Origin of the sequence: Pseudoalteromonas sp. AOP31-A2-14, assembly GCF_052378035.1 — a bacterium.
In the GTDB taxonomy this organism is placed as follows: domain Bacteria; phylum Pseudomonadota; class Gammaproteobacteria; order Enterobacterales; family Alteromonadaceae; genus Pseudoalteromonas.
Genome location: NZ_JBQSXI010000001.1, coordinates 744845 through 768687, shown reverse-complemented (window position 1 = coordinate 768687; position 23843 = coordinate 744845). Strand labels below are relative to the sequence as shown.

Here is a 23843-nt window from a genome sequence, read left to right as displayed (position 1 = left end):
AGCTTGGCTGCGCTTATTGACTGCCATGAAGGCCGCATGAATAAATCAATCTCACTTTCTGAATACTTTAGCTACTTCAAAGATAAGCGTCTGATCAACGTGTTTATTTTTGGTATGAGCAGCGGTTTCCCTTGGGTTTTAATCGGCTCAGTGATGTCGGCATGGTTACAAGATGAAGGGATGAGCCGTGGCATGATTGGCTTATTTGGTATTGTCTTTGGCGCTTACAGCATCAACTTTTTGTGGTCGCCATTAGTTGACCGTATCAAGCTGCCTTTTTTATACAATTGGCTTGGTCAACGCCGCAGCTGGATACTTCTTTGCCAGTGTTTTATTTTACTTGGCGTAATATTACTTGCGGGTTTAGATATTACCGCCGACTTAGGTATCGCAGCCGCGCTTTGTTTATTAATTGCTATCGCTTCTGCCACCCAAGACATTGCCATTGATGCTTTTAGGATTGATACCCTCGCGGAAAGCGAAAGCCACAAAGCCACAGCAGCAGCAGCAATGGCAACATCGGGCTGGTGGAGCGGCTATGCATTATTAGGTGCTATCCCATTTTATATGGCTGATATGCCAGGCATTGATTGGCCACAAGTTTATTATATTTTAGCCGGTTTAATGCTGCTATTAATGAGCAGCGTATTTTGGGCTAAAGAACCAGAGTCAAATCGCGAAGCAGTACACGCCGAACTGGAGCGCCAATATCAGCAAAAATTACCCAGCTCCAATAATTCCCATTTAAGTAAAGTATTTGCTTGGCTTGCCGTCACCGTTATCGACCCATTTAGAACCTTCTTTGCTCGTAATGGCGTTAAAACAGCCCTCGCGTTATTAGCATTTATCTTTTTATTTAAAATTGGCGAAGCTTTTTTAGCGAGAATGTCTATTGTATTCTATAAAGAAGTAGGCTTTTCAAACACCCAGATAGCTAACTATTCTAAATTAGGTACTGGCCTTATTACTATTATATTTGCTTTTTTAGGCAGTATTTTTAATCATAAATACGGTATTGTTAAAGGCTTATTTATTAGTGGTGTGGCTATGGCTGTCTCTAATTTAATGTTTTCATGGATAGCGCTTGCAGGCCCACAAGAACATTTATATGCTATTGCAGTTGTTGTTGATGGATTCACGCAAGCATGGTCTTTAGTGGCGATGGTGGCATTTATATCAATGCTCTGTGATCGCGCATTTAGTGCTACCCACTATGCATTATTGGCATCTTTAGGTAATTTAGGCAGAACCTTACTATCAAGTTACAGTGGCGTGGTCATTGATGATTGGCTGGCAGGTAATTGGTCGCTATTTTTTCTTTTAACCGCACTAATGGTGTTACCGTCGTTAACCTTTTTATATATAATAAGACATAAACTCTACCAACTTGAAAACAGTTACCATGGTCAACAAAGTAGTTAAAGATATTAATAAGAGTAGGATTCTTTGAATAGACGAGTGCATCCTTGCACCTCATTGGTATAAGTTGAATAAACTGGGAGTAATTTAGTCTTCTTTTAGTAAGCCTAACCCTTCATATGGGTCAACTTCTAACGCATCACAGTAGCGTAAAAATTCAATCACATCTAAACGACGCTCTTGGTTTTCAACTTTACCAATAAATGAATGCGGTGTACCAAGAACTTGAGCAAGGCTACGCATTGTATGGCCTTTCTCATGACGTTTAGTTTTAAGCCACTTTGTTAATTTTGAATTTTCTTCAGAAGAAACTGTTTTACCCATCATAAAAAACATCTCCTACTAGATGATTTAAAGTTAACCATACCAATTGTATTGAATTAATGATCGATTATTGCGACAGAGAAGTGGTTCAATAACACGGAAAAATAATGATATATAGTTGCTCTGTGCAATTGCTCCTGTATTGCTCTACTTTAATACATCCATGTAATCACATATAAATAAGCTTTAACGCAGTTAATGAGCTGTTTATATTCGACAATGATCATATTTTAATAAAATTGGTATACATACCAGAGTGAAATTTTGTCCGCCTCACTCTTAAAGACATTGTATACTATTAGCAATTGCGGGAAGTAACTAATTACAAGCAACATACTATTTTTAGGTATAGACTCTAACGACACACTAACCTAGCCCAATAACTAATATTAAAGCAAATACTCCAAAATTAATTCCAATTTAATGTAACAAAAAATTTATATAATTGAACCTATTTGTGATAATTTATTTTTCGTGTATTAGCCTAAATCTGTGCTTAAATAGAAGGTATATTAATTTTAGTTAGGTGATTAGATGTTTAGATTATTGTTTTTATTACCGATTGTACTTTGCGTTGGTTGGTACTTTTTTCTTAAACAAAATAATGTTCCAATAAAAAAAGGCAAGAAAGGTTTTGCTTATATTTTAGGCTTTTCTGTATTTGTGCTGGGATTTTTTGTGTTGATGATCCAAATAACAGAATTTAGATAATTAGCACACTACATAAGCGTTGCACCTGTAGCTTACTAAAACTTTTTACAGTAAATAATGGGTAATACAAGCAAACAAGGTAATAACTGGTTGATACTTTAAACCAACAGGTACATCGAGTAGGGTGAGGCTTATGCCTCATCCCTCTCACAGAACCGTACGTACGGACCTCGTATACGGCTCCTGTACCCTTCACATTTTATCAACTTATTTCCTAAACGCCGATAAAGCAAGCCATCCCGTATTCACTTTTTCTATTGGATATAAACCAAGCTCCTCAAACCATTGGTTTGGCATCGATACACAAGATAAAGGGCTTAGTGAGTTACGCCACGAGTTCATCTTAATGAACTTAAACGGTGGCTTTTTTCCTAACTGCTTTAGTCGTCGATGTAGCCTTGATGGCTTCTTCCACAACCTCAGCTGTATTGCCCTTAGTCTTCGTCTGATCCAACCTGCCAAGGCTTTTAGCTCTCGTTTACAATTGGCTATACTAAAATAATTTACAAAACCGCGCACAACTGGATTTAGCCGTTTTATTACTTCTGCTAAATTTATGCCGCCGTTACGTTTTGTTAATTGCTTCACTTTTTGTTTAAACCCGATGAGTTTTGATGCTTGTATCCGTGTCCACTGGCTACCTATCTCTACTCCCAAAAACTTCACTCCTTTGCTGCTATGAGCAATATGGGTTTTATTTTGGTTCACGGTTAATTTCAAGTCTCGCTCTAGTATCTGGGTGGATGCCTTAAGTGCTTCTTGCGCTGCTTTTTCTGTGCTGCACAAAATCAAGATATCATCTGCATACCTCACTATTCGGTGATTACGCTTTTTCATTTCTTGATCGAAAGCATCTAGGTAGATATTGGCCAATAACGGGCTAATTACGCCACCTTGTGGGCTTCCTATCGTACTAGCCTCCCAGTGTTCACCTATCATTACTCCGCTTTTTAAGAACTGATTAATCAGTTTTAAAATACTACCGTCCGTCACTTTGCGTCTAACACTCCTAATTATCAAAGCATGATCAAGCAGGTCAAAACACTTCGACAAATCCATGTCTACGACCCAGTCGCGATGGTATTTACGGATAAATACACTTGCTTTACTGATAGCGTCATGACAGCTTCGTTTCGGCCTATACCCATAACTCGATGGGTGAAAGTCGATGTCGAATATCGGTTGGAGTATGTTCAATAGTGTTTGTTGCACTATTCGGTCTCGAACTGCGGGGATACCTAGCATTCTGACACCGCCATCATCTTTGGGTATTTCCACCCGTTTGACAGGTTGTGCCCTATATTGCTTGGTTTGCAGCTCAAGTTGCAGTTGTTTTAAGTTTGCTTCTAAATTCAGGGCGAATGCGCCTACGGTCTGCCTATCTATTCCGGCCGCTCCTTTAGCTGCTTTCACTTTTTTGAATCCCTTGTACAGGTTATTAATGTCTAATAATTGTCCGTACAAGCTGTAGTAAACTGTCATTTTCTGCCTTTGCTTGCGGTATGTCTGCTCGTGTCACTCTACTTATCGCTGATTCTTCATGATGACATTAGGTGTGCTAGCCTTTTTTGGCAATCTGCCTAAGTGGTCAGTCATTACTCCATTGCTCGCCCTTCAATTCTCAGCGTCTACATTCCTGTTTGGCCGTCATATTTTGGCTATTTCCGTCGAAATACTTGTGAGCCGATAAACAAAAGTTCCCGTCTTTCATACGCTTAAAGAATACTTCCCCCCTTCGCAATCAATTAAAGCTTTTGGCTAAAGTTGACCCCATCAAACATAATGTTGATGGTCGGCTTGGTTTTCCCCTCCACACCATTACTGGCTTTCATCGGCCTAGCCTTACTCACTACTACGGGTTCATCTGCCACCTCACACCGACACTAAATCTTGGCTTTCACCTTGAATTTAGGCCACTTACTCTCATTAAGTTTAGATGCCAGGCTTCCCCAGTTACTGCACTGGCTCCCTGTTAGAAATCCCACCCTCAAGCACAGTATTGGTCTGACTAAGTATAGGGCGTTGCGCTATTTTGCACGCTGACCCACCAATACTGCCGAAACAGGTTACGGTTAGTTGTGTACCTCTAACTTCTTATGGCTTCCTTCAGACCCCACCGTTGGCCAGTGACGCCCTTGCCATTCAGATTATCTTCCCCTTAGTCAGGGTGATAAGGCATCTTTCAGCCTATCGGGTTTGCCAGCTTCGCTGGGCAAACAAAAAAGCCGCTTCAAAGCGGCTTAGTTTACACTGTATTTTTTTATCACTATACGCTAAAACTAGCGCCACACCCGCACGTGGTTGTCGCATTAGGATTATTAACGAAGAAGCGAGCTCCTTCAAGTCCTTCTGTGTAATCAACCGTGCCATCGACTAAGTATTGGATACTCATCGGATCAATAACTAGCATTACGCCATTTTTAACGATTTCTAAATCACCTGGGTTGGCTTTTTCATCAAAGGTAAAGCCATATTGAAAACCAGAACAACCACCACCTGTTACGTAAACACGCAGTTTTAGTTCAGGATTCTCTTCTTCGTCGATTAATTGTTTTACACGTACAGCAGCTGCTTCGCTGAATTTAATCGGTAATTCTTCTGACATACCAAACCCCTCAATTCCTATATTGCCGTGATTATCTAATACCCGAGTGTTTTAATCAAGTATAGCGCAAAGTAATGCTTAAAAAATGGCTAAGCACTTCTTCTTGAGCTATATTTATTTTAAAAATCGCCTTTTTATTATTAGCTGTATTTTTTAAAAGTTAAGGCCACCGTAACGAACCCTATAAAACCGCATTTTGTATCATCTGTTTGGTGCTAACGGCTAAGTAAGTACAAATAGCGATGCAATGAATTATTAAGACAATTTGTATCCTATAAACAACTGGGCAGTAGGAGCATCAAGTAGCAGCGAACATAAGCTACGTAACTTCCATGATAACGCAATAAACTTTGATACACGGCTCTAAAGGTTAATGAAATAATGTACACAAGCGTGAAAAACAGCTCAGACTAACGAAAAAATGGTAAACTTTAATCGCCCAATTAACTATTCAGTAGCATATAATTTATGCCAGCGAAAACCCTCACTTTTTTGCAAAGTCCCAACGACTTAGCCAGCATCATTTGCTAAACTGCGGTCTGAAAAAGTGCGATGAGGAAAAATGCATGTGGCTTGAAGCGCTAAGGCGTCTACTAGCAAAGCCTAGAACATCAGTACAGATGTGCTTACTGGGAGTAAGCACAGGATTGGTTGCTGCGTTTTTAATTATTTTATTTCGCCTCACTATCTTGTTCTTCCAAGGCTTATTTTTAGAAACCCCTGACGACTTCACTACGCTGCCAACACTTGAGCGAGTGCTGCTGCCTATTATTGCCGCTTTTTTAATTGCTTTATTTGCCGCATTTACTGGTTTTAAACACTACCGTTTGGGTATTCCGTTTGTAATTCATCGTATTAAACGCTACTACGGCCACATGCCTATTTACAACACTGTAAATCAATTTGTTGGTGGTGCTTTAGCTCTTATTAGTGGTTTTTCGGTTGGCCGTGAAGGCCCATCAGTACATATAGGAGCAACAGGTGCTAGCTTACTCGCTGATAAACTGCATTTACCTCATAATGCCATGCGTACCTTAAGTGGCTGCGGTATTGCAGCGGGTATTGCCGCGTCATTTAACACCCCGTTGGCTGCGGTTATTTTTGTTATGGAAGTCGTACTTAGGGAATATAAAGTACATATTTTCGTACCTATTATGCTTGCGGCCGTCACCGGTGCTTTAGCCACTCAATTTGTTTTTGGTAATGCCTCAGAGCTTGCGCTTATTGTTGTTAATCCTCTCAGTGGCTGGCACTATCCGTTTTTAATTTTATTTGGTATGGCACTCGGTGCAGTGGCTTTTGCATTTAATCAAAACTTGATGCTGATCATTCGTACCTTTAAACCATTAAGTATGTTCCCGCGCCTATTAATTGCGGGGATAATTGCCGGGGGCATTGCGTATTTAGTGCCACAAGCTATGGGTTCAGGAATGAGCGCAATTACCCTTGCCATTGAAACACCGAACAATGTGCAACTGTTAACCACTATTTTAATCGCCAAATTACTAGCCACCTTATTTGCTATTGGCTTAGGTATTCCAGGCGGGATTATCGGCCCGGTTATTGGGCTTGGCGTTTTAATGGGGACTTTAATGGCATTTTTTGCCCAGTTTATTAGTCCTGAAGTGGATATAGCAGGCACCTATAGTGTACTTGGAATGGCAGGGCTTTTGGCTGCCACCTTGCATGCGCCTCTTGCGGCTCTCACCACTGTGATGGAGCTAACTTCAAGCCCAGAAATTATTGTTCCTGCGATGCTAGTTATATCAGCGGCTTATGTAACCGCTTTACAAGTGTTTGGTAATCGTTCTATATTTTTACAGCAGCTTGATTTTCAAGGTTTAGAATATCAAATATCTCCCGCAACTGAGGCCTTACAAAAGGTCGGAGTGATTGCTGAAATGGACGAAAATTTTAAGTTACTTTACTCAAATGATAAAGAACAAATAAAATCTACGTTAGATGCAGTAAATAGCCAAACACCATTGATTGTTTATGATGAAGACAACGGCTATCAGTTGGCGGAGTATGATTTGAGCTTAATGTCTGATCAAAGCATAAATATAAAATATGTCTCACTGCAAGGTGTTAGTAGCCAAGCCACCCTTGCGGATGCGTTTGACTTATTAAAAGATAAACGTGGTGGCGCCGTGTATGTTTATAACCTACTCGACAATCAACAAATTATGGGGATTATGCGCTGGGATAAAATCAGTCACATTCTGACCATAAGAAACAGTTTATAATAATTTAACGAAACGGAGTCACATGACTGCTTTATTAGTTTATAAATCCTTACATGTCTTTTTTATGATTGCATGGTTTGCAGGGATTTTTTACCTGCCTCGATTATTTGTTTACCACGCCATGAGTGAAGAAAAAGCGTGCAACTCCATGCTTAAAGTAATGGAACGTCGGCTATTATACTTTGTTACGCCATTTGCCATATTAACTGCTGTTTTTGGTATACTTACTATTGTAGAGTATGGCCGCGAATGGTTTAAGTACAGCATGTGGCTGCACTACAAGTTAGTGCTGGTGATTGTGCTTTACCTTTATCATGCTTATTGCTTTAAGTTATTAAGTGATTTTAAGCACGATAGAAACACGCGTAGCCATCGTTTTTATCGCCTATTCAACGAGCTTCCGGTGCTTATACTATTAGTCATCGTCTTTTTAGCCATCACTAAACCTAGCTTGTAAAAAATTTGCTATAGTAGCGCGGATTGCGAGGCCATATTAATTGTGCGCTTCGCCCTTTTTAAATGTGATAGGAAAACCCCATGTTAAGTTTCCAAGGTGAAAATATTCTTTCTGTCAATCAGCTCGATCGCGACTGTATTGAACGTATTTTTGCAGTTGCCAAAAAAATGGAGCCTTATGCTAAAAAACAAAAGCGCACCAATGTATTGGAGGGCGCAATCTTAGCAAATTTATTTTTTGAGCCCAGTACCCGAACCCGTGTAAGCTTTGGAACTGCGTTTAATTTATTGGGCGGGTTAGTCCGAGAAACCACCGGCATGCAAAGCTCTGCATTGGCTAAAGGTGAGTCACTATACGACACTGCTCGAGTTATTTCGGCCTACGCGGATACAGTCGCTATGCGTCATCCTGACTCTGGCTCAGTAGCCGAATTTGCAACTGGCTGTAGTGTCCCTGTAATTAACGGTGGAGATGGTGCCAATGAGCATCCAACACAAGCATTACTGGATTTACTAACCATTGAGCGCGAACTAAATCGTTTTGCGCAAAATATCGATGGCATGCATATCGCGCTAGTCGGTGATTTAAAATATGGCCGCACCGTCCACTCATTATCAAAGCTACTATGCCATTACAAAGATATTAAATTTTCAATGGTCGCGCCTGATGGTTTGCAAATGCCGACCTCTATTTTAGATGCGGTTGATAACGCCGGCCATAAAATTGAAATTGTAAATAAGATGGAAGGTAATCTTGCGGCCGATATTGTTTATCAAACGCGTATTCAAGAAGAACGATTCCCTTCACAAGAAGAGGCAAACAAATACCGTGGCGGCTTTAGAATTAGCCAATCAATCTATAACGCTCATTGCAAACCAAACTCGGTACTAATGCACCCTTTACCTCGTGACAGTCGTCTTGAAGCCAACGAGCTTGATAACGATTTAAATCTCAATGACAATTTAGCTATTTTCCGCCAAGTACAAAATGGCGTATTAATTCGCATGGCACTTTTTGCACTGACTTTAGATGTTGCAGATAAAGTTGACCAATATGAAATGACGGTGCCATGGTTTAGCCGTAAACAAAATAGCTAAACAGATACTAATGCCGATTTTTTAATTTAAACATGACAACTCAATAGGATTTTTCATGACTATTAGCCAAGATTTATTTGACCGCGCCCAAGCTTCAATTCCAGGTGGCGTAAACTCACCGGTTCGTGCTTTTAATGGAGTTGGCGGCACACCTTTATTTATCACTAAAGCACAAGGGCCGTTCACATTTGATGCAGATGGTAATCGTTATATTGATTATGTAGGCTCGTGGGGGCCAATGATCATGGGCCATAATCACCCTGCTATTAAACAAGCTGTACTTGAAGCAGTTGAAAACGGCCTAAGCTATGGCGCACCAACTGAAACAGAAACTTTCATGGCTGAGAAAGTAAAGCAACTCGTACCATCAATTGAAAAAGTCCGCATGGTAAACTCTGGCACTGAAGCAACAATGAGTGCAATTCGTTTAGCACGTGGCTTTACCGGCCGAGACAAAATTTTAAAATTTGAAGGTTGCTACCACGGCCACGCTGACTCATTACTTGTTAAAGCTGGTTCTGGCGCACTGACTATGGGCGTGCCAAATTCACCGGGGATCCCTGAGGACTTTGCTAAACATACGCTAACAGTATCGTTTAATAATCTTGATGAAGTAAAAGCTATTTTTGAAAAGTACGCAGACGAAATCGCCTGTATCATTGTTGAACCCGTTGCCGGTAACATGAACTGTATTCCCCCTGTTGAAGGTTTCTTAGAGGGCTTGCGGGCAGTCTGTGATGAGTACAAATCAGTACTTATTTTTGATGAAGTAATGACCGGCTTTCGCGTAGCTCTTGGCGGTGCACAATCTTATTACAACATCACCCCAGATTTAACCTGTTTAGGTAAAGTTATTGGCGGTGGAATGCCTGTTGGTGCATTTGGCGGTAAAATTGAAATAATGGATTATATTGCCCCTGTAGGCCCGGTTTATCAAGCAGGTACCTTGTCAGGCAACCCAATCGCAATGGCTGCCGGCCTAAAAGCCTTAGAGTTAATTGAACAAACTAACTTACATGACGATCTTGAAGCAAAATCAAAAGCCTTATGTGAAGGCTTTGAGGCGGGAGCAAAAGAAGCCGGTATACCACTTACCACAAACTACGCGGGCGGTATGTATGGCTTTTTCTTCACTGAACAAGAAAAAGTAACTACTTACCAACAAGCTACGCAGTGTGATCTAGAGCGCTTTAAAAAATTCTTCCATTTAATGCTTGAAGAAGGTGTATATTTAGCACCTTCTTCGTTTGAAGCTGGTTTTGTTTGCTCAGAGCACTCTGAACAAGAAATTAGCGACACTATTGCCGCCGCTAAACGCGCATTTGCTAAACTTTAATCGGCAAACTAATTAAAACATAGATATAAAAAAAGCCCGAAAGGGCTTTTTTTATATACAAACAGTATCAAAGAAAACACATAGCAAGCTATGACTCACCACCTAAATATTTATACTTAAAGACACCGAGATAACAGTAATGTTTAATCATTCTGGGAGCCCGCAGAGCTTCTTTGAGATCTTAACATTTCTTTAGCTTGAGCTTCATCTCTTTTGATTTGTTCACTTGTACGACAGCGCTTTTTTTTGAACTTAGTGCCTGTAATAATCTCTTGCTCGCATTTATACCCACTTGCACTTCTGACTACTTCAGTCTCTATATTTGATGACTCAGCTGCCACTTTATCTTGGGAGGTAGTACACCCACAAAGAATTAAAGACATGCTGAGTAATATAATACTTTTCATTTTATTCCTATAAAATAAAGCCAAACAGATCACTCTGTTTGGCTTTATTATTTAACTATTAATTAAAGCTATAAGTAAAACCTGCAAATAAATAGCGCCCTAGTGCATCATACGAACCCGGGAAAATATTACCATTAGCAATACCTGATGGGCCGTTAGGTATTAGTGGCGGGGTGACATCAAATACATTATTAATACCCGCTCTTAAACTAATATCAGAGGCCACGTTCCAACTACCTGCCAAATCAAAATATGTTTGTGCATTAAGCGATGTTGGCCCAGCTACAACTTCATTTTGTTGATTACGTGTATATTCATCGGCATCACCAAAATAGCGTACTTTAGCAGTTATGTTTGCATCCCATGGCGTTATCCATGTTGCACTTAAATTTGTACGTAACTCAGGCATCGGCGCACCACAAACAGCACGATCCCAATAACCTACACAATCATCCGTATCACCGCCAGGTAAATTTTGAACCGAATATGTATCCAGCCACGTACCTATTAACGTAAAGCGCATAGCACCTAAATCATCAAGTGAATAGCGATATGAAATATCAAAATCTACCCCTGCAGTTTCAACTTTACCAATGTTAATATCTGTTGCTGTAATGGCATTACTACCGATCCATAACGAACCTGTACTTGGGTCCCGATTAATTAAATCACAAAACTCATCATTGCCATTAACAGCACATTCATTATGAATTGTTGCTTCAGGTATCGCTTGGATAGCATCATTTACTGTTATGTTAAAATAATCAATAGCGATATCTAGGTTATCAATTGGTGACAATAAAAGGCCAAATGAGTAGGTGTCTGATTTTTCGGGTGATAAGTCAGGATTACCACCTGTAACAGAATTATATTGTCCTGCATCATTTATTAGTGCATTTGAACCATACTGATTTGCAGTAATACCGGTTCTAGCACATTGTTCTTGTGTAAGTGGATTCTCTGCACCAGCTCCACATGGGTCTTCCCAGTTAAATAGCCCGATTCCTGATGGTCTAAATAAATCACGAACATTACCTGCTCGTACCGCTCGTTGATAACTCGCTCTTAAGCCCACCTGTTCATTAAAGCGCACATCAAAGGCTGTTTTATAGGTGTCAGTTTGCTTATCAGTAGAGTAGTCTGAGTATCTATAAGCAAGCTCTAAGGTAATATACTCAGCATATGAAGTATCTTCTATAAGCGGAATGTTTAATTCTGTAAAAAATTCACTCACATCAAATTCACCAGTCACGCCGCTCGTTGGTCCGCCTTGGCCAGCACCATCTCCAGATGTAAAGTTACTATCGGGATTTAAGGTTAGGTACTCCTTACGATGCTCAAGACCAAACACAACACCTACACCTGTTGATGTACCAGGAACAACCACGCCAGCATCAGTTAAATCACCAGTAACATAGCCGCTTAATTGTTTAGTCTTTGTATCTCCTCGAGAGTAAAGTGGGATAGTTAAATAATCTAACTGGCTTTGATCTATTTGACTAGGGTTGAATACATTCCAAGGTACACAAGAGGGATCTGATCCATCAACAACTGACTGACATACTATATTGCCGTCACCATCTTCGACAGCTTGCAGTGCACGCCCAATACGTGTAATTGATAAATCATTCTGATAAGTTTGAATATAAGCAACAGAACCAAAGTTCATAAATGCATCATACGTCCAATCATCGTTTATTTCGCCTCTAATACCCAACACAAAGCGAGAGGAAGTATGGCGTAAGTCATCTTGTCTAGCCCCCCCTTCTACATTACGTTTTCCCACAAACATAGAAACAGAATCATCTACCCCTAAACCTTGAGTTACACATAATTTATTATATTGTTGCTCCGATAAAAAAGGGTTATTACACTGAACATTAACAGGCGAATTAAAGAAAGAACCTGAAGGGGCAATTTGCGCTACAGTTCTATCATCCATATAACTCATTTCTGTATATACAGTATGAGAGTCGCTCAAATCATAATGCCCTGTAACACCAAAAGTTTTACGAGTATCAGGACGTTGAAAGTAGTTAAGCGGCCCGTAGTTATAAAGTAAGCCATCACGATCTACAAATGTATTTCCATCGGTTGTCAAATCAAATGTATCAAAGTCAGTAAACCTACCTGTAGGTATTGTACTAGATCCTGCACACACTCGTTCGCCATCGCTATTAATATCCATTGCACAAGCACTATAATCACGGTTATTTTGTGTAACTGCATCAACTTCACGTAGTGTTGCATAAGCCGTTAAATTGCCACGCCCATCTGCAGAATTAACCCCTAGTAATACCGAAAAATCATGGGTATTACCATCTGTAACATTTGTTTCTGGCGCTTCAAAACCAGATTCATCCAACGCTCTACGCATATCTCCATGGTCATTACTATGCTGATACATACTGCCTTGATATTCGAATTGAAAACCTTCAAAATCATCTTTGAGTATAAAGTTAACTACACCTGCAACAGCATCTGAACCATAAGTAGCTGATGAACCACCTGTTAATACGTCTACTCTCTCAATTAATGCAGCTGGGATTTGATTAACATCAGCACTAATCCCGCCTGCAGAAGGCGAACCTGAAGGCATACGTCGGCCATTAATAAGTACAAGTGTACGTGATGCGCCTAAGTTCCGTAAATCAACTGTTGCGGTACCTGTCGCTCCATTTGCAGTGCCCGATGTTTGACCTGCAAACACTGCAGGTAAGTCATTCAATAGATCTTCAACGCGAGTAATACCTGCAACTTTTATATCTTCAGAAGTTACTGTAGTAACAGGACTTGCGCCAACCATAGCAGAACGTTTAATGCGTGAACCAGTGACTTCTATTCGTTCTACCGTTTCTGTAGCGCCTTCTTCTTCTTCTGCTGCTACGCTAAGTGGTATATAACTTGATGCCGCAACAGAGCTTGCAAATATAGAAAGCTTAATTGCACGACAGAGAGATGATTGCTTCATTTTTATTCCCCATTAACTTTATTAACATTATTATTACATAATTAACATTAGCTTTTGAACAAGAATCCGTCAATATAGCAATCGTCAAATAAGGAACAGATTTTAATATCTGTATATAAATCAATACTAAAAAGCTATTAATAATTTTTAAAAGTCCAATATCACTGCTTTAATAATAAACAGTCGCTCACTTCAAACTAATTGCACTATTTAGTTAGTTACAAAGCAGTAGCTATATCTCATGCTACTATTTAATAAGGTAATTTTAATGGGTGAGTTAAATGCAATACCACTATAATTTTGTAGCTTTGGAGCAAGAAGTAAACTTAGTTAAATTCAATCTTGATATAATAAGATCTAACAAGTAAAGGAAGGGAAGTTAATTGCGTTAAAGGTTAAACTTTACACATTTATAAAAAATATAGGCTTTTATATCAAACACATAGAATTAGCGATCGATTATTGAAACTAGGAAATGAAACTAGGAAATAGCCCAATAACAGCGCTAAAATGATGACATATAGTCTTTCTCAACAATCGCTTCTGCATTGATCTACTTTTTTCATATACAGTCATACGTAAAGAGCTTTTTAACGCCGCTAAAGGTTCTTTAATTCGTTAGAAAAAATCCATATCTTTAATAAAATTGGTTTACATACTCCTCATCATCAGAAAAACGAACATATCACTTTAAGCGTAAACTCATAAATAAAGCTTAGACAAAATAATGCAGCTATAATAAATGTAACTGCATTATTGATAATTCATTTATCACTTCTGACAACTTGGCCGTGGTTTAAATTCGCTAGCTCTTAGCGGTAACTGTATCACTTTACCGCAGCCAGGGGGGGCTTGTAGGCCAGTTTCTTCATTAACAAATGCCCAGCGAATTGATGGCGGACGCGTATCTGCAATCGCCTCTGGATTAAGTGGCTTTAGATAACGAATATAAGCTTCCAATGCACCGACACTACCGGTAAGTCCAGTACTTTTATTATCATCTCGACCAAGCCAAGCAACTGTCACGGTATTTTGATCAAAACCTGCAAACCAGCTATCACGTAAATCGTTACTGGTACCAGTTTTGCCTGCTAATTGAATTGATGGAAAGTGCGCGTTCAAACGTTTTGCAGTGCCATCTTTAGTTACTCGTTTCATTGTGTATTTAGTCATATACATAGCGGCTTCATCAAAGCGGGCTTGCGGTTGCACTTGGTGCTTATAAAGCACCTTACCCACAGAGTCGGTCAGCGCTGAAATAGCGGTCAGTTCACGGTATTTTCCATCAGCGGCAAGCGTAGTATATAACTGCGCCACATCGAAGCTCGACATTTCAATCGCACCTAACAAAATAGAAGGATATGCAGGAATAGATTGCTTTGCACCTAAGCGCTGCAAAGTATTTATCACCTTTTCTACACCTATATCTAAACCTGTATTAACCGCCGGAATATTTATGCTTTGACTAAATGCTTTATATAACGGCATCATGCCACGAAATTGATGATCAAAATTCTCTGGCTGCCATATCTTCCCTTGTTCATTAGTAACTTGTACTGGGGAATCATCTACTTGGGTGGCCAAGTTAAATTCAGGTGACTCAAGCGCGGTTAAATAAACCGCAGGTTTAACTAGTGAGCCAATATTACGTTTAGTGTCTAACACGCGATTATAGCCAAAGTATCGCGGGTCACGCCCTGCAACCAATGCCGATACACCGCCCTTTTTAACATTTACGGAAATCATCGCCGCTTCCAACTTATCAGTTGCAGCGCGTCTTTCTAAATAAGGAAGACTTTTTACAATCGAGTCTTCCATAGCCGCTTGTTTTTGAAGATCAAAGTAAGTAAATACGCGCACCCCTGCATCAAGCACTTTTTGATCCGGTAATAACTTTTTAAGTTCGCGATTTACGAGTTCTAAATAACCAGGGTATGATTTTTGTAAGCTATCTTTCATTTTAGCAATCGCAATCGGGCGTTTTAACGACGCTCGATATTCGCGAGTATCAATAAGCTGATTTTCAGCCATTAAACGCAGCACTAAATCACGACGCTCCATGGTGCGCTCAGGATAGCGACGCGGATTGTAATAAGATGGCCCTTTAACCATAGCCACCAGCATGGCTATTTGGTCGTACTCTAATTCATCAACCGGCTTAGAAAAGTAAAAATCGGCGGCTAAACCCATGCCATGCACACCTTGGTTATATGACTGACCAAGGTAAACTTCATTTAAATAAGCTTCGAGAATTTGGTCTTTAGAATAGCGGTAATCGAGTATCAGTGCGATAAGAGCTTCATTGATCTTACGAGAGAGTGTCCGCTCACGAGTAAGATAAATATTTTTTGCCAATTGTTGAGTTAATGTACTTCCGCCTTGTACTGTTCTACCCGCTTTAATATTACTATATAAAGCACGCATAATAGACCAAACAGACACGCCATGGTGCTGATAAAAATCTTGATCTTCAACAACTAATAACGTATCTCTTAGCATTGGCGGAAACTTATCTAAAGGTACAAATTCACGATCTTGTTTTGAGTCATTACCAATTCGGGCTATTTGTACAGGCTCTAGTCGTGCGGTATTCAATCTTCGGCCAAATTTGTCTTTAATAGTGGCAACTTTCTGCCCAGCAAAACGTAGTTCAATAATGTGAGCGTCTTCTAGACCATCATAAAACTCAAAATCGCGGCGATAAATTTTTATACTATTTTTTGCAACTTCATATTGTCCTGTACGGCTTATTTTATTGACCACGGAGTAATTTAAACGATCCAACTCCCAAATCACTTCTTGGCGAGATAAAAACTGCCCCGGTGAAAAACTCATCGATCGAGCATAAACTTGCGCAGGTAATTGCCATTTATTACCTTCAAATTGGCGAGTGATGCGAGCATCCAGATAAATAAGATAAAGCGCCATAGCAATAATACCCGCTAGACTCAACTTCCAAAAAATGGACCAACTACGGCGTAATAAACTGGGTTTTGCCATACTTTTCTTTGAAGATGGTTTCGCACTACGTTTTGAACCACGCTTTGCAGGTGTTTTCTTTTTAGGAGTACTTTTTTTATCAGCCATTTATTTTTGCTATTTATTTCCATAAGTTAATTTTACAGGCACGAGCAGATGATAATAGCACCTGAAAAATTAACCGTCACTGAAACTTAATGCGAACACAGGCAAAGTAGTAAGATCACTGAAGATAGGAGAAAGGTAAACCTAATAAAATGTAGGTGCAAAAAAGCTCTACCTAGGTAGAGCTTTATTTGAACACACAATGATTTTTGACTTTTTAGTAACCTTAGTTACTACGTACAGATACAAACTCAGGGTAAGCATCGATACCGCAGTCATGCTGATCCATACCACTTAACTCTTCATCTTCTGTAACGCGAATACCCACGGTTTTCTTAAGTACAGCCCACACGATTGAAGAAGCGATAAATACGAAGCCTAAAATACAAACTAAACCGATTAACTGAGTCATAAAGTTTGCCTCTGAATTCGAAATTGGTACTAGCATAATACCTAATGAGCCACACACACCATGCACTGAAATAGCGCCCACCGGATCATCAATTTTAAGCTTATCTAAGGTGACAATGCTGAAGATAACTAATGCGCCACCCAATAGGCCACACAAACAAGCCATCAATGGCGTTGGTGATGCCGGTTCTGCAGTAATAACAACTAAGCCAGCAAGCGCACCATTTAATACCATTGTTAAATCAGCTTTCCCCCATAAAATTTTACATAAGAACAGTGATGCTATTGCACCACACGCAGCAGCAGCATTAGTGTTTAAAAATATTTTACCCACCGCTGTCGCATTCTCAGCATCAGAGATTAATAACTGCGAGCCACCGTTGAAGCCGAACCAGCCCATCCATAGAATAAGCGTACCTAAAGTAGCAAGTGGTAAATTTGAGCCCGGTATTGGATAGATTTCACCATTTTTGCCGTATTTACCTTTACGAGCACCTAGGAATAATACCCCCGCAAGCGCCGCTGCAGCACCAGCTCCATGTACAATAGACGAGCCTGCAAAATCAACAAAACCCATTTCAGATAGGAAGCCGCCGCCCCATGTCCAATATCCTTCAATAGGGTAAATAAAGCCCGTCATTACTACAGTAAAGGCTAAAAATGCCCATAACTTCATTCGCTCAGCGACAGCTCCAGATACAATCGACATCGCTGTTGCCACAAATACTACTTGAAAGAAGAAATCAGATTCAAGAGAATGATCAGCACCTTCAGATTGAGTGCCTATTAGTGCACCAAACGAAGGAATAAAGCCGCCTTCAGTGTTATCTACATACATAATGTTGTAACCTACTAATAAGAACATGGTGCAAGCAATTGAAAATAACGCCACGTTTTTAGTTAGTATTTCAGTGGTATTTTTAGCTCTAACTAAGCCTGCTTCTAGCATCGAAAAACCTGCTGCCATCCACATTACCAATACACCCGACATTAAAAAGTAAAATGTATCGAGCGAAAACTTTAGTTCTATTATTGTGTTTTCCATAAATTCCCCCTTAAATTGCTTCTTCGTCTAATTCACCGGTACGAATACGGATGATTTGATCTAAGTCATAAACGAATATTTTTCCGTCACCTATTTTTCCTGTTGACGCTATTTTGGTGATGGTTTCAACCACGCGCTGACAATTTTCTGTGCGCGTTGCAATTTCAAGTTTAATTTTTGGAATAAAATCGACTTGGTATTCAGCCCCACGATATAACTCGGTATGCCCACGCTGACGGCCAAAGCCTTTCACATCGACAACAGTCATCCCCTCTATGCCTAAATCAGCCAGTGCTTCTCGCACATCATCAAGTTTGAATGGCTTTATTATTGCACTAATCATTTTCATAGTGGCCCCCTTCGGACGCTTATTGTTATCCTGCTTGGTGCTAGATAATCCAACCTTTGTGCCAATATTTATTTTTATTTAATTACATGAACTTAAACTAATAAGGCAGATTAAAAACTAAAAAAACGCACTGTTTTGGTGCGTTTTTTTTGCATCTTATCTGTACTGGTGCAAAAGACTGAATCACCACTGACCATACCACCGCGGTTATGGTGCTACGCCTGATACAGCGCTTTATCAGCAAGGTACATGGTATCGAAACTCACACAATGAAAATGCATATAAGCCAACACTCATCGTAATAGAGAGTGGTTGAGCATTAATTTCGAACACATGATCAGATAACCATAACCTAAACTTTTCTAAAACTTTATGAGGCACTAACAATGCAACATTGTTAAGCTCCAAACAAACGTTTCACCGCTAACGCAGGTAAATTTTAAAGCCCTAAAACGAATTACGTATTAATAAGGTTATTTATTATCGAGTAATCCCCCTTCTCGTGGAATTACTCGATAACAAAACTCTTCGTTCATAAACGGTGTCGTTAAAGTGTCATAGCACTATATTTAATTAAAAGTGCAGATAAATCATTGAGGCCACAAAATTTACGCACACTTTCAACGAGCTAAAAACTATCCATAGTCGGCATTGCATAATTAGTAAGCAATAATTTTGCTAGCATACAGACTATTTATCGACTTCATCTCATAGATTTGTAACTAGTCTCATTAGTTTGTTATTTACCTAAAAATTTATTTTAATAGCTGAAACTCTTTTTAAGGATCACCTATGACGCTAAGTAAAATTATTAGCTTATCATTAGTTACCGTAAGCTTAACTTTTTGCACTCTTGCCAGTGCAGATAACCAACGCCGTATAGATGTAGATAGTAAAGTTGTTACCGAACACAAAGCACGTATTAATGACGAACGCTTTTCATACACTGTCGCCACGGGTACACAACCTGTATGGGATGATAAAGGCGATGCCGTTGCTACCCTACAATACACTTATTATAAACGCGACAAAGTAGACGACCGCACAAAACGCCCACTCGTTATTTCTTTTAATGGTGGCCCGGGCTCTGCATCTGTATGGATGCATCTTGCTTATACTGGCCCACGAGTATTAAAAATTGATGACGAAGGCTATCCGGTGCAACCCTACGGCGTTAAAGACAACCCTTACTCAATTTTAGATGTCGCCGATATTGTCTATGTGAACCCAGTTAATACAGGCTACTCTCGTGTGCTTGAGAACAGCGAAGGTGAATTACCAAGCAAAGACGCGCAAAAGAAAATGTTTTTTGGTGTTAAGGCCGATATAAAATATCTTGCAGAATGGTTAAACACCTTTGTAAATCGTAATGAACGTTGGCGTTCACCTAAGTTTTTAATTGGTGAAAGCTACGGTACAACCCGTGTTTCAGGCTTAGCTCATGAATTACAAAACCGCCAGTGGATGTATATTAATGGCGTGGTATTGGTGTCTCCCACCGATATCGGCATCAAACGTGACGGTCCAGTAAAAGCCGCTAACCGCTTGCCTTACTTTGCTGCAACCGCCTGGTACCACAAAGCATTAAGCGCAGATTTACAAGCTAAAGATCTCGACGAATTACTTCCTGAGGTTGAAGAGTTTACTGTAAATAAACTAATTCCTGCTATTGCTAAAGGTGGTTTTATTGGTGCTGATGAAAAACGTCAAATAATTAAACAAATGGCTAAATATGCAGGCGTTTCTGAACAGTTTGTGAGCCAAAATAATTTAGATATACCGACAAACTTTTTCTGGAAAGAGTTACTACGCGACCGCGGTCAAATGATAGGCCGTTTAGATTCGCGTTATTTAGGTATTGATAAGCGCGATGCTGGCGAATCACCTGATTACTGGGCAGAGCTTACTTCATGGTTACACTCATTTACCCCAGCAATAAACCATTATTTACGTGAAGAACTTAATTACAAAACTGATGTTAAATATAATTTATTTGGTAACGTTCACCCATGGGATCGTAGTGGCAATGAAACAGGTGAAAACTTACGTTTAGCCATGGCACAAAACCCATACTTAAACGTAATGATCCAGTCAGGTTACTACGATGGTGCTACCAATTACTTTGACGCTAAATACACGCTTTGGCAACTTGACCCTAGTGGGAAAATGCGTGACCGTTTAAGCTTTAAAGGCTACCGCAGTGGGCACATGATGTATTTACGACACGCTGATTTAGAATCATCTAACAATGATTTACGTAATTTCATCATGCAATCATTACCTAAAGAAGGCCAAGCAGCTAAGTACTAAGCTAAGTACTTAAAGTTAATGCTAAAAGCCCGCACAAGCGGGCTTTTTTTTAACTAGTTATAGGCTTATACTAATATACTTATTGTTCATAATAATTGTTTTAGGTGAACTATGGCTGAAAAATTTCGTGTTATGTTTTCTGGGCTTAGCGGACAAGTAGAGCAAGCAGAGGTGATAAAAACACTAAGTGAAAAACTAAAAACTCAGCCACAAAAGGTAACCGGCTTGTTACAGGGTAAATCACTGTTCGCACCCTATGAAAAAAACAAAGCATTAAAGCACACCAAACTATTGGTAAGCCTAGGTATCAAAAGTAAACTACAATCAGTTAATAACACCGTTGCGGAGTCTACAAGCAGCGAAGATAATAAAGCCCGTGATGATCAACATCACTGGCAAGATAACGACCCACTTACTGGGGTTATCGTTTCTACTTCCTGACTTATTTTCTTTTCTTGATAGCTAAAAATCCACCGAAAGTATTTATCAATGATAAACAGCAGAGCACAAATTAGGCAAAAACTACGTAAAGCACGTAATTCCCTGTCAAAAAACGAACAAGAATTTGCAGCCAAACAGCTTAAGTTGAATTTTACTCAACACTTAAAGCATGCAAAAGCCAGCCAAAACTGTCAGATAGGAGTTTATTTTAGCAATGACTCTGAAATAGATACATCACTGTTAATTAAAGAACTTTGGTCATTAGGTCACACCCTTAACCTCCCTATTATTCATCCCTTCAATGGCACTACTTTACTATTTCAGCGCTATGAAGAAAATTCACCCATGAAAGCAAACCGCTATGGTATCTTTGAGCCTAAGTTGAATTGCAGTCAAATATGCCCATTACCTAAACTTGATTATCTACTTATGCCCTTAGTCGCATTTGATAAAGATGGTAACCGACTCGGTATGGGAGGTGGATTTTACGATAAAACCTTGGCGAACTATTACCAAGAAAATTGGCACCAACCGCAACTTATTGGCCTTGCACATCAATGCCAACAAGTACCTAAACTCCCTATTGAATCATGGGATGTGCCATTAAAATGCATAATCACCCCAGAGAAAGTTTTTCACTGGTAAGCCGTTTCTCTTACTAATTGAGCATAATATTATGACGCAAGACGAATTAAAAAAAGCCGCTGCATGGGCAGCACTTGAGTTTGTAACAGACAACACCATCGTCGGTGTTGGCACAGGCTCTACGGTAAATCACTTTATTGACGCACTAGGGTCAATTAAAGACACAATTAAGGGCGCAGTTTCAAGTTCAGAAGCTTCTACTAAAAAGCTAAAAGGCCTAGGGATTGAAGTATTTGAGCTCAATGATGTTAGCACTTTAGATGTATACGTTGATGGCGCTGATGAAATAAACCAAAGCAACGATATGATCAAAGGCGGTGGCGCCGCACTAACCCGTGAAAAAATTGTTGCCGCAGTGGCCAAACAGTTTATATGTATTGTTGATGACACCAAGCTAGTAGATACATTAGGTGAGTTCCCACTACCCGTAGAGGTCATTCCAATGGCGCGCAGCTATGTTGCTCGTGAGCTATTAAAACTCGGTGGTGACCCGGTTTACCGCCAAGGCGTAATAACCGATAACGGTAATGTGATTTTAGACGTATATAACTTAGCAATTAAAGATGCCAAACAGCTTGAATTAACAATAAATCAAATTGTTGGCGTAGTAACCAACGGCTTATTTGCTCATCGCAATGCAGATAAAGTCATTATAGGCACCAAAAATGGTCCACAAATAAAGTAATAGGATGAGGATATGAGTAAGGTATCGTTAGCAAAAGACAAAATTAAAATTCTCTTGCTTGAAGGGGTTCACCAAAGCGCAGTTGAAACACTAAAACGTAATGGCTATAGTAATATTGATTACGTAAAAACCTCTCTACCTGAAGAAGAGCTGATTGAGCGCATAAAAGACGTGCATTTTGTAGGCCTTCGTTCTCGTACTAATATAAATGAAGCCGTACTAGAAGCCGCTGAGAAACTTGTCGCTGTGGGTTGTTTTTGTATTGGTACTAATCAAGTCAATTTAAACGCAGCTCGCGAACGTGGTATTGCGGTATTTAATGCACCATTCTCTAATACCCGCTCAGTGGCCGAATTAGTACTCGGTGAAATACTATTGCTACTTCGTGGTATTCCCAAGCGTAATGCCATGGCGCACCGTGGCAACTGGTTAAAGTCAGCTAATGGTTCATTTGAAGCTCGTGGTAAAACTTTAGGTATAGTCGGTTATGGTCATATTGGTATTCAGCTAAGCATTATGGCAGAAAATATTGGCATGAATGTCGAGTTTTATGACATTGAAGACAAGCTTAGCCTAGGAAATGCAACCCAAGTACATAACCTGACTCAACTTTTACAACGTGCTGATATAATTAGTTTACACGTGCCAGAGACACCACAAACTAAAAACTTAATTGGTACAGCTGAACTTGAAGTAATGAAACAAGGCGCTATTCTCATCAACGCATCACGCGGTACCGTGGTTGATATTGACGCATTGGCAGAGTCATTACGTGATAAAAAAATCAGCGGTGCAGCTATTGATGTATTCCCAGTTGAACCAAAATCAAACGATGAAGAGTTTGTTTCACCACTTCGTGAATTCGACAACGTCATTTTAACTCCGCACATTGGTGGTTCAACTCAAGAAGCACAAGCAAATATAGGTATTGAAGTAGCAGGAAAGCTTGCTAAATACTCAGATAACGGCTCAACGATTACCGCCGTTAACTTCCCTGAAGTATCACTGCCAGAGCTTGCCAATCGCAGCCGCTTACTACACGTGCATCACAACCGCCCAGGTGTATTAACGCAAATTAACCAAGCGTTTGCTCAGCATGGCATCAACATCGCCGCTCAGTACTTACAAACCGACGAAGCAATTGGTTATGTAGTAATCGATGTCGATACCGACCAATCTGAAGTTGCACTTAAAGAATTAAGCGCAGTTGATGGTACGGTTAGAGCTCGTATATTGCACTAAGATCTGAGTTACAAGTTACAAGTTACAAAATTAAGCCGTACTTTTGACAAAGCACGGC

The 23843-nt window shown here is 39.8% G+C and carries 19 protein-coding genes; 11 read left to right on the top strand and 8 right to left on the bottom strand.

The features are described from left to right. The first annotated feature begins 36 nt into the window (after positions 1–36). Positions 37–1422 carry an AmpG family muropeptide MFS transporter gene (locus ACT3S9_RS03580; RefSeq protein WP_441835260.1) on the top strand — a complete coding sequence of 462 codons (1386 nt, stop codon included), beginning with the start codon at positions 37–39 and terminating at the stop codon, positions 1420–1422. 84 nt (positions 1423–1506) lie between these two features. Here the strand turns inward: ACT3S9_RS03580 and ACT3S9_RS03575 are convergent, their stop codons facing one another. Then, positions 1507–1746, bottom strand: a complete 240-nt coding sequence (locus tag ACT3S9_RS03575; protein WP_441835259.1) for a helix-turn-helix domain-containing protein — start codon at positions 1744–1746, stop codon at positions 1507–1509. A gap of 531 nt (positions 1747–2277) precedes the next feature. On the opposite strand from ACT3S9_RS03575, the gene ACT3S9_RS03570 reads away from it, so the two are divergent. Next, positions 2278–2454, top strand: coding sequence for a hypothetical protein (locus tag ACT3S9_RS03570; protein WP_444750717.1), 177 nt, complete (start codon positions 2278–2280; stop codon positions 2452–2454). Between the two features lie 207 nt (positions 2455–2661). On the opposite strand, the gene ltrA is transcribed toward ACT3S9_RS03570, so the two are convergent. Together ltrA and erpA are read right to left on the bottom strand one after the other, a co-directional pair. Next, positions 2662–3936, bottom strand: a complete 1275-nt coding sequence (gene ltrA / locus ACT3S9_RS03565) for a group II intron reverse transcriptase/maturase (RefSeq protein ID WP_086960535.1) — start codon at positions 3934–3936, stop codon at positions 2662–2664. A 784-nt stretch (positions 3937–4720) separates the two neighbouring features. Further along, positions 4721–5059 (bottom strand): iron-sulfur cluster insertion protein ErpA, encoded by a 339-nt coding sequence (erpA, locus tag ACT3S9_RS03560; protein ID WP_441835258.1) that lies wholly within the window; start codon positions 5057–5059, stop codon positions 4721–4723. Positions 5060–5625: 566 nt separating this feature from the next. Here erpA and ACT3S9_RS03555 point away from each other — a divergent pair. The 4 genes from ACT3S9_RS03555 to hemL all read left to right on the top strand — a co-directional run bounded on the left by ACT3S9_RS03555 (position 5626) and on the right by hemL (position 10195). After that, positions 5626–7305 (top strand): chloride channel protein, encoded by a 1680-nt coding sequence (locus ACT3S9_RS03555; RefSeq protein ID WP_441835257.1) that lies wholly within the window; start codon positions 5626–5628, stop codon positions 7303–7305. A 22-nt stretch (positions 7306–7327) separates the two neighbouring features. Continuing rightward, positions 7328–7762, top strand: a complete 435-nt coding sequence (locus tag ACT3S9_RS03550) for a CopD family protein (RefSeq protein WP_441835256.1) — start codon at positions 7328–7330, stop codon at positions 7760–7762. 80 nt (positions 7763–7842) lie between these two features. Next, complete coding sequence (locus ACT3S9_RS03545; protein ID WP_441835255.1) at positions 7843–8859, top strand: aspartate carbamoyltransferase; 1017 nt, start codon at positions 7843–7845, stop codon at positions 8857–8859. A 55-nt stretch (positions 8860–8914) separates the two neighbouring features. Next, positions 8915–10195, top strand: coding sequence for a glutamate-1-semialdehyde 2,1-aminomutase (gene hemL / locus ACT3S9_RS03540; protein ID WP_441835254.1), 1281 nt, complete (start codon positions 8915–8917; stop codon positions 10193–10195). Positions 10196–10338: 143 nt separating this feature from the next. Here the strand turns inward: hemL and ACT3S9_RS03535 are convergent, their stop codons facing one another. The 5 genes from ACT3S9_RS03535 to ACT3S9_RS03515 all read right to left on the bottom strand — a co-directional run bounded on the left by ACT3S9_RS03535 (position 10339) and on the right by ACT3S9_RS03515 (position 18462). After that, positions 10339–10602, bottom strand: a complete 264-nt coding sequence (locus ACT3S9_RS03535) for a hypothetical protein (protein WP_441835253.1) — start codon at positions 10600–10602, stop codon at positions 10339–10341. Positions 10603–10660: 58 nt separating this feature from the next. Next, positions 10661–13573 carry a TonB-dependent receptor domain-containing protein gene (locus ACT3S9_RS03530; protein ID WP_444750716.1) on the bottom strand — a complete coding sequence of 971 codons (2913 nt, stop codon included), beginning with the start codon at positions 13571–13573 and terminating at the stop codon, positions 10661–10663. A 771-nt stretch (positions 13574–14344) separates the two neighbouring features. Beyond that, the gene (gene mrcB, locus ACT3S9_RS03525; RefSeq protein WP_441836595.1) at positions 14345–16660 is read right to left on the bottom strand and encodes a penicillin-binding protein 1B; all 2316 of its coding nucleotides are present in this window, start codon (positions 16658–16660) and stop codon (positions 14345–14347) included. A gap of 223 nt (positions 16661–16883) precedes the next feature. Beyond that, entirely contained in the window at positions 16884–18113 is a 1230-nt protein-coding gene (locus tag ACT3S9_RS03520) for an ammonium transporter (protein ID WP_441835038.1), read from the bottom strand. A 10-nt stretch (positions 18114–18123) separates the two neighbouring features. Then, positions 18124–18462 carry a P-II family nitrogen regulator gene (locus ACT3S9_RS03515; protein ID WP_169020707.1) on the bottom strand — a complete coding sequence of 113 codons (339 nt, stop codon included), beginning with the start codon at positions 18460–18462 and terminating at the stop codon, positions 18124–18126. A 792-nt stretch (positions 18463–19254) separates the two neighbouring features. Between ACT3S9_RS03515 and ACT3S9_RS03510 the strand changes: the two genes are divergently transcribed. The 5 genes from ACT3S9_RS03510 to serA all read left to right on the top strand — a co-directional run bounded on the left by ACT3S9_RS03510 (position 19255) and on the right by serA (position 23785). Further along, positions 19255–20772 carry a S10 family peptidase gene (locus tag ACT3S9_RS03510; RefSeq protein ID WP_441835039.1) on the top strand — a complete coding sequence of 506 codons (1518 nt, stop codon included), beginning with the start codon at positions 19255–19257 and terminating at the stop codon, positions 20770–20772. 111 nt (positions 20773–20883) lie between these two features. After that, positions 20884–21213, top strand: a complete 330-nt coding sequence (locus ACT3S9_RS03505) for a hypothetical protein (RefSeq protein WP_441835040.1) — start codon at positions 20884–20886, stop codon at positions 21211–21213. A gap of 48 nt (positions 21214–21261) precedes the next feature. Beyond that, positions 21262–21858, top strand: coding sequence for a 5-formyltetrahydrofolate cyclo-ligase (locus tag ACT3S9_RS03500; RefSeq protein WP_441835041.1), 597 nt, complete (start codon positions 21262–21264; stop codon positions 21856–21858). Between the two features lie 31 nt (positions 21859–21889). Next, the gene (gene rpiA, locus ACT3S9_RS03495) at positions 21890–22543 is read left to right on the top strand and encodes a ribose-5-phosphate isomerase RpiA (protein ID WP_444750715.1); all 654 of its coding nucleotides are present in this window, start codon (positions 21890–21892) and stop codon (positions 22541–22543) included. 12 nt (positions 22544–22555) lie between these two features. After that, on the top strand, positions 22556–23785 hold the full coding sequence (gene serA, locus ACT3S9_RS03490) for a phosphoglycerate dehydrogenase (protein ID WP_441835043.1): 1230 nt from the start codon (positions 22556–22558) through the stop codon (positions 23783–23785). The last annotated feature ends 58 nt before the right edge of the window (positions 23786–23843 follow it).

Bases quoted from the DNA above. Each gene is read 5' to 3' on its own strand.
- ACT3S9_RS03580 (WP_441835260.1), top strand. From the start codon at position 37: ATGAATAAATCAATCTCACTTTCTGAATACTTTAGCTACTTCAAAGAT.
- ACT3S9_RS03575 (WP_441835259.1), bottom strand. From the start codon at position 1,746: ATGATGGGTAAAACAGTTTCTTCTGAAGAAAATTCAAAATTAACAAAG.
- ACT3S9_RS03570 (WP_444750717.1), top strand. From the start codon at position 2,278: ATGTTTAGATTATTGTTTTTATTACCGATTGTACTTTGCGTTGGTTGG.
- ltrA (WP_086960535.1), bottom strand. From the start codon at position 3,936: ATGACAGTTTACTACAGCTTGTACGGACAATTATTAGACATTAATAAC.
- erpA (WP_441835258.1), bottom strand. From the start codon at position 5,059: ATGTCAGAAGAATTACCGATTAAATTCAGCGAAGCAGCTGCTGTACGT.
- ACT3S9_RS03555 (WP_441835257.1), top strand. From the start codon at position 5,626: ATGTGGCTTGAAGCGCTAAGGCGTCTACTAGCAAAGCCTAGAACATCA.
- ACT3S9_RS03550 (WP_441835256.1), top strand. From the start codon at position 7,328: ATGACTGCTTTATTAGTTTATAAATCCTTACATGTCTTTTTTATGATT.
- ACT3S9_RS03545 (WP_441835255.1), top strand. From the start codon at position 7,843: ATGTTAAGTTTCCAAGGTGAAAATATTCTTTCTGTCAATCAGCTCGAT.
- hemL (WP_441835254.1), top strand. From the start codon at position 8,915: ATGACTATTAGCCAAGATTTATTTGACCGCGCCCAAGCTTCAATTCCA.
- ACT3S9_RS03535 (WP_441835253.1), bottom strand. From the start codon at position 10,602: ATGAAAAGTATTATATTACTCAGCATGTCTTTAATTCTTTGTGGGTGT.
- ACT3S9_RS03530 (WP_444750716.1), bottom strand. From the start codon at position 13,573: ATGAAGCAATCATCTCTCTGTCGTGCAATTAAGCTTTCTATATTTGCA.
- mrcB (WP_441836595.1), bottom strand. From the start codon at position 16,660: ATGGCTGATAAAAAAAGTACTCCTAAAAAGAAAACACCTGCAAAGCGT.
- ACT3S9_RS03520 (WP_441835038.1), bottom strand. From the start codon at position 18,113: ATGGAAAACACAATAATAGAACTAAAGTTTTCGCTCGATACATTTTAC.
- ACT3S9_RS03515 (WP_169020707.1), bottom strand. From the start codon at position 18,462: ATGAAAATGATTAGTGCAATAATAAAGCCATTCAAACTTGATGATGTG.
- ACT3S9_RS03510 (WP_441835039.1), top strand. From the start codon at position 19,255: ATGACGCTAAGTAAAATTATTAGCTTATCATTAGTTACCGTAAGCTTA.
- ACT3S9_RS03505 (WP_441835040.1), top strand. From the start codon at position 20,884: ATGGCTGAAAAATTTCGTGTTATGTTTTCTGGGCTTAGCGGACAAGTA.
- ACT3S9_RS03500 (WP_441835041.1), top strand. From the start codon at position 21,262: ATGATAAACAGCAGAGCACAAATTAGGCAAAAACTACGTAAAGCACGT.
- rpiA (WP_444750715.1), top strand. From the start codon at position 21,890: ATGACGCAAGACGAATTAAAAAAAGCCGCTGCATGGGCAGCACTTGAG.
- serA (WP_441835043.1), top strand. From the start codon at position 22,556: ATGAGTAAGGTATCGTTAGCAAAAGACAAAATTAAAATTCTCTTGCTT.